The sequence below is a fragment of the Planomonospora algeriensis genome (assembly GCF_977012225.1).
Window position 1 is genome coordinate 1 of record NZ_CDRNDK010000421.1, and the last position, 5,392, is coordinate 5,392.

Here is a 5,392-nt window from a genome sequence, read left to right on the forward strand (position 1 = left end):
TGGGCACTAGGGTCGGGCTGGGACCGTCGCGACCCGCTGGCGCGCGCGACCGCGATCCCCGGGCCGTCGCGCGGCGGGCCGTGGCCGGGACGCGGCCGGGGTCGATCGTCCTGATGCACGACGTGCACCGCTCGGCCGTCGAGGCGGTCCCCGAGATCCTGCGGCGGCTGTCGGAGCAGGGCTACGCCTTCGTCACCGTGCCCGAGCTGTTCGGCTCCGCGGGGATGCGCGCGGGCGAGACGTACCGCTCCGGCCCGGCCCCGGCGGCCCGGTCATAGCCGACGGCTATGACCCCATAGCCGGAAGAGATGGGGGCGCCTCCCGGGAAGGACATATAGTTGGCGATCGTGACCCCTACTGTCCTCTTCGGCCGCCTGCACGTTGACCTGTGCCGGCTCGCCGCCGGGCTGTGTCGGGACGACCGTTCGCGATCGTGACCACGCGGCCCTCCCCCCGAGCCGCGGGCACGACGCCCGAGCCCCCCACGCTCCACCACCGCGGCACGCCGGGGACTGCGACATGCGTCACACTCCCACGCCGTGCGGAACGCGAAAGACAACGCGTGACCCCCGAGGGATCTAGCATGGAAGTAAACATGGTGGCAACAGCAACGGCGCCCTTTCGCGTCGAGGAGGACTGAGCTGTGACCAAGCAGGTTCAGCAACTCGACCGCGTGATCATCCGCTTCGCCGGCGACTCCGGCGACGGCATGCAGCTGACGGGTGATCGCTTCACGGCGGGCACGGCGGAGTTCGGCAACGACCTGTCGACGCTCCCCAACTTCCCCGCCGAGATCCGCGCCCCCGCAGGGACACTGCCCGGCGTGTCGAGCTTCCAGCTGCACTTCGCCGACCACGACATCCTGACCCCGGGTGACGCGCCCAACGTCCTGGTCGCGATGAACCCGGCGGCGCTGAAGGCCAACCTCGGCGACCTGCCGCGCGGGGCCGACATCATCGCCAACACCGACGAGTTCACCAAGCGCAACCTGCAGAAGGTGGGTTACGCCGCCAGCCCGCTGGAGGACGACTCGCTCGCCGAGTGGCGTGTCCACCCGGTGCCGCTGACCTCGCTGACGGTCAAGGCCCTGGAGGGCTTCGACCTGTCGAAGAAGGACGCCGAGCGCTCCAAGAACATGTTCGCCCTCGGTCTGCTCAGCTGGCTCTACCACCGGCCGACCGAGGCGACGATCTCGTTCCTGGAGAACAAGTTCGCCAAGAAGCCCGAGATCGCCAAGGCCAACATCGCGGCCTTCCAGGCGGGCTGGAACTACGGCGAGACCACCGAGTCCTTCTCGGTCTCCTACGAGGTCAAGCCGGCCCCGCTGGCGCCGGGCGTCTACCGCAACATCTCCGGCAACCAGGCGCTCGCCTACGGCCTGATCGCCGCCTCCGTGCGGTCGGGGCTCCCGCTGTTCCTCGGGTCCTACCCGATCACCCCGGCCAGCGACATCCTGCACGAGCTCTCCAAGCACAAGCACTTCGGCATCCGCACCTTCCAGGCCGAGGACGAGATCGCGGGCGTCGGCGCGGCGCTCGGCGCGGCCTTCGGCGGCGCGCTGGGCGTCACCACGACCTCCGGTCCGGGCGTGGCGCTGAAGGCCGAGACGGTCGGCCTGGCCGTCATGACCGAGCTGCCGCTGATCGTGGTGGACGTGCAGCGTTCGGGCCCGTCGACCGGCATGCCGACCAAGACCGAGCAGACCGACCTGCTGATGGCGATGTACGGCCGCAACGGCGAGTCGCCGCTGCCGGTCGTCGCGCCGATGTCGCCGAGCGACTGCTTCGACGCGGCCGTCGAGGCCGCCCGCCTGGCGGTGAAGTACCGCACGCCGGTCATGCTGCTCTCCGACGGCTACCTGGCCAACGGCTCGGAGCCGTGGCGGGTGCCGGCCGCCGCCGACCTGCCGGACATCTCCACCGCGTTCGCCGCCGCGCCGGCCGAGGGCGAGGAGTTCCTGCCCTACCTGCGCGACCCCGAGACCCTCGCCCGGCCGTGGGCCGTGCCGGGCACCCCGGGCCTGGAGCACCGGATCGGCGGCATCGAGAAGGCCGACCGCACCGGCAACATCTCCTACGACCCCGACAACCACGACCGCATGGTCCGGATCCGGCAGGCCAAGATCGACGGGATCGCCGAGGACATCCCGCCGCTGGAGGTGGACGACCCCCACGTCCCGACGGCGGGACCCGGGTGCTGGTGCTGGGCTGGGGCTCCACCTACGGCCCGATCGCCGCGGCCGTACGGCGCATCCGCAAGTCCGGGGGGAAGGTCGCGCAGGCGCACCTGCGGCACCTCAGCCCGCTGCCCGCCAACACCGGCGAGGTGCTGAAGTCCTACGACAAGGTGCTGCTCCCGGAGATCAACCTCGGCCAGCTCGCGATGCTGCTGCGCGCCCGCTTCCTGGTCGACATCATCAGCTACAACCGCGTGCGGGGGCTCCCGTTCAAGGCCGAGGAGCTGGCCGACGTGATCCAGGATGTGATCGACAGTGAGTGAGCTGCTGAACGGTTCCGGCCCCGGCCTGAACGGCAAGGGCCTGGCGCTGGTCCCCAAGTCCGACGCCAAGCAGTCCATGAAGGAGTACAAGTCGGACCAGGAGGTCCGGTGGTGCCCGGGCTGCGGCGACTACGCCATCCTGGCCGCGGTGCAGTCCTTCGTCCCGGAGCTCGGCCTCAAGCGCGAGAACATGGTGTTCGTCTCGGGCATCGGCTGCTCCTCCCGGTTCCCGTACTACATGAACACCTACGGGTTCCACTCGATCCACGGCCGCGCGCCCGCGATCGCCACCGGCCTGGCCGCCTCCCGGCCCGACCTGAGCGTCTGGGTCATCACCGGTGACGGCGACTCGCTCTCCATCGGCGGCAACCACCTGATCCACGCGCTGCGCCGCAATGTCAACCTCAACATCCTGCTGTTCAACAACAGGATCTACGGTCTGACCAAGGGCCAGTACTCCCCGACCTCCGAGGTCGGCAAGATCACGAAGTCCACCCCGATGGGCTCGCTGGACAAGCCGTTCAACCCGATCTCGCTGGCGATCGGCGCCGAGGCCTCCTTCGTGGCCAGGACCATCGACTCCGACCGCAAGCACCTGCAGTCGGTGCTGCGCGAGGCCGCCGAGCACAAGGGCACCTCGCTGGTGGAGATCTACCAGAACTGCAACATCTTCAACGACGGCGCCTTCGACCAGCTGAAGGACCCGGAGCAGCGCGACGACATCACGCTGCGACTGGAGCACGGGCAGCCCATCGCCAGCGCCTCCAAGGCCGTACGGCGGGCGGCCGACGGCGGCATCGAGGTCGTCCCCCGCTCGGAGGTGGCCGAGAGCGAGATCCTCGTCCACGACGCCCACCGCGCCGACCCGTCGCTGGCCTTCGCGCTCTCCCGGCTGGACGAGCCGGCCTTCGAGCACGTCCCGATCGGCGTCTTCCGCAGCGTCGACCGCCCGTCCTACGACGAGCTGATGTCCACCCAGCTGGAGGAGGCCGTCGCGCAGCGCGGTCCCGGCAGCCTGGACGACCTGCTCCTGTCGGGGGACACCTGGCGCATCGGCTGATCGGCCTGCCGTACCGGAGGGCCCCTCGCGTGACCGCGGGGGGCCTTCCGCGCTTGCGGGACCCGTGACCTCCGGGCCCGTGACCTCCCCGGCATGCGGCCTCCGGGCATCCCGCGTCCGCGGCACGCGATCTCCGGGCCCGCAGCGGGTTCGGCGGGTGCGTTCTCCGAGCTGGGAGCGCCGCAGAACCGTGAAAGCGCTTCCCGGTTGCGAGAACGTAAAGACGCACGCCGGGGTTATATTTCCATACCTTCTTTACCCTAGGATTGGGCGATATTTACTACTTCGTCCTTTCGGAGGGTCACGTGGTGCCTGAACCGCTCCCGGACGATCACCGGCTCCCGCCGGTCGACACCGCGTCGCGGTCCTGGCTCCGCAGGCACACCCGTGCCATGTTCCTGTCCGATCTGAGCGCGATCATCGTCGCCTGCGCCCTGGAGATGGTCCGGGCGTTCCTGCTGGTCGCGCACGTCGTCACCGTGGAGAAGATCCTCGTCGGCCTGGCCCTGTGCGTCCTGTGGCCGGCCGCGATCGCCGGGGCCCGGGGGTACGAGCAGCGCTTCGCCGGGGTCGGTCCCGAGGAGTTCCGCCGGGTCTTCCAGGCCGCGGCCCTGCTCATCGCCGTCGTCGCGACGGTGGCCTACGCCGCGCAGACCCCCTACGCCCGGGGCTACGTCCTGTTCGCCCTCCCCCTGGCCGCCGTGCTCACGCTGCTGGGCCGGTACGCCATGCGCAAGCGCCTGCACCGCTGGCACGCCCAGGGGCGGTTCGTCCACCGGGTCGTGGCCGTGGGGCACCGCGAGTCCGTGCTGACGCTGATCAACCAGTTCCGCCTCGAACGCCACCACGGCATGGCCGTGGTGGCCGCCTGCCTGCCCACCGCTCCCGGACGGCCGATGCGGTCCGAGATCGCCGGCGTGCCGGTCTCCGGGGACTTCGCCTCGATCCCCGAGGTCGTCCGCGCCCACCGCGCCGACACCGTCGCGGTCCTCGCCTGCCCGGAGATGGACGGCACCGCCCTGCGCCGGCTCAGCTGGCGCCTGGAGGAGAGCGGCACCCAGCTCTACGTCGCCTCGGCCCTCATGGAGGTGGCCGGTCCCCGCACCACCATCAGGCCCGTCGCCGGACTGCCCCTCCTGCACGTCGACCACCCCGAGCTCTCCGGGGTGCGGCAGTTCTTCAAGGACGCCTTCGACCGGGTGGTGGCGGCGGCGGTGCTGCTGCTGCTCTCCCCGGTCATGCTGACGGTGGCGGCGGCCATCCGGTTCGGCGACCCCGGGCCGGCCCTGTTCCGGCAGACCCGGGTGGGACGCGGCGGCCGGGAGTTCCAGATCTACAAGTTCCGCACGATGGTCACGGACGCGGAGAAGATCAAGTCGTCCCTGGTCGCGTGGAACGAGAAGGACGGCGTGCTGTTCAAGATGCGGCACGACCCGCGCGTCACCCGCGTGGGCGCCCTGCTGCGCAAGCACTCCGTCGACGAGCTGCCGCAGCTGCTCAACGTGCTGCGCGGGGAGATGTCCCTGGTCGGTCCCCGTCCCCCGCTGCCCGAGGAGGTCGCCCAGTACGGCGACGACGTGCGCCGCCGCCTGGTCGTGAAGCCCGGGATGACCGGGCTCTGGCAGGTGAGCGGCCGCTCCGACCTGACCTGGGAGGAATCGGTCCGGCTCGACCTGCGCTACGTGGAGAACTGGTCCCTCGCGCTGGACCTGCAGATCCTGTGGAAGACCTGGCCCGCGATCTCCCGCGGGCGCGGCGCCTACTGAGCGGCGGCTACTGAGCGGCGGCGCCCGGCGGACCGGTCGCGGACCGCACGCCCCGGACCGGTCGCGG

The 5,392-nt window shown here is 70.8% G+C and carries 3 protein-coding genes and 2 pseudogenes; all 5 read left to right on the top strand.

The features are described 5' to 3' along the window. A pseudogene (locus ACWJ6R_RS29240) lies at positions 1–278 on the top strand (hypothetical protein); the annotation flags it as partial. 69 nt (positions 279–347) lie between these two features. Then, positions 348–437 carry a putative leader peptide gene (locus ACWJ6R_RS29245; protein WP_369690506.1) on the top strand — a complete coding sequence of 30 codons (90 nt, stop codon included), beginning with the start codon at positions 348–350 and terminating at the stop codon, positions 435–437. A gap of 206 nt (positions 438–643) precedes the next feature. After that, positions 644–2,499, top strand: a pseudogene (locus tag ACWJ6R_RS29250) (2-oxoacid:acceptor oxidoreductase subunit alpha). Continuing rightward, entirely contained in the window at positions 2,492–3,559 is a 1,068-nt protein-coding gene (locus ACWJ6R_RS29255; RefSeq protein WP_449065319.1) for a 2-oxoacid:ferredoxin oxidoreductase subunit beta, read from the top strand. The pseudogene ACWJ6R_RS29250 and the gene ACWJ6R_RS29255 overlap by 8 nt, the downstream one beginning before the upstream one ends. Before the next feature lie 392 nt (positions 3,560–3,951). Further along, positions 3,952–5,325: a sugar transferase gene (locus ACWJ6R_RS29260; protein WP_449065320.1), complete on the top strand. Its 1,374-nt coding sequence runs from the start codon at positions 3,952–3,954 to the stop codon at positions 5,323–5,325. Positions 5,326–5,392: the final 67 nt, after the last annotated feature.

What these genes read in the sequence shown, in the direction of transcription:
- ACWJ6R_RS29260 (WP_449065320.1), top strand. Translation starts at nt 3,952, where the DNA reads ATGTTCCTGTCCGATCTGAGCGCGATCATCGTCGCCTGCGCCCTGGAG.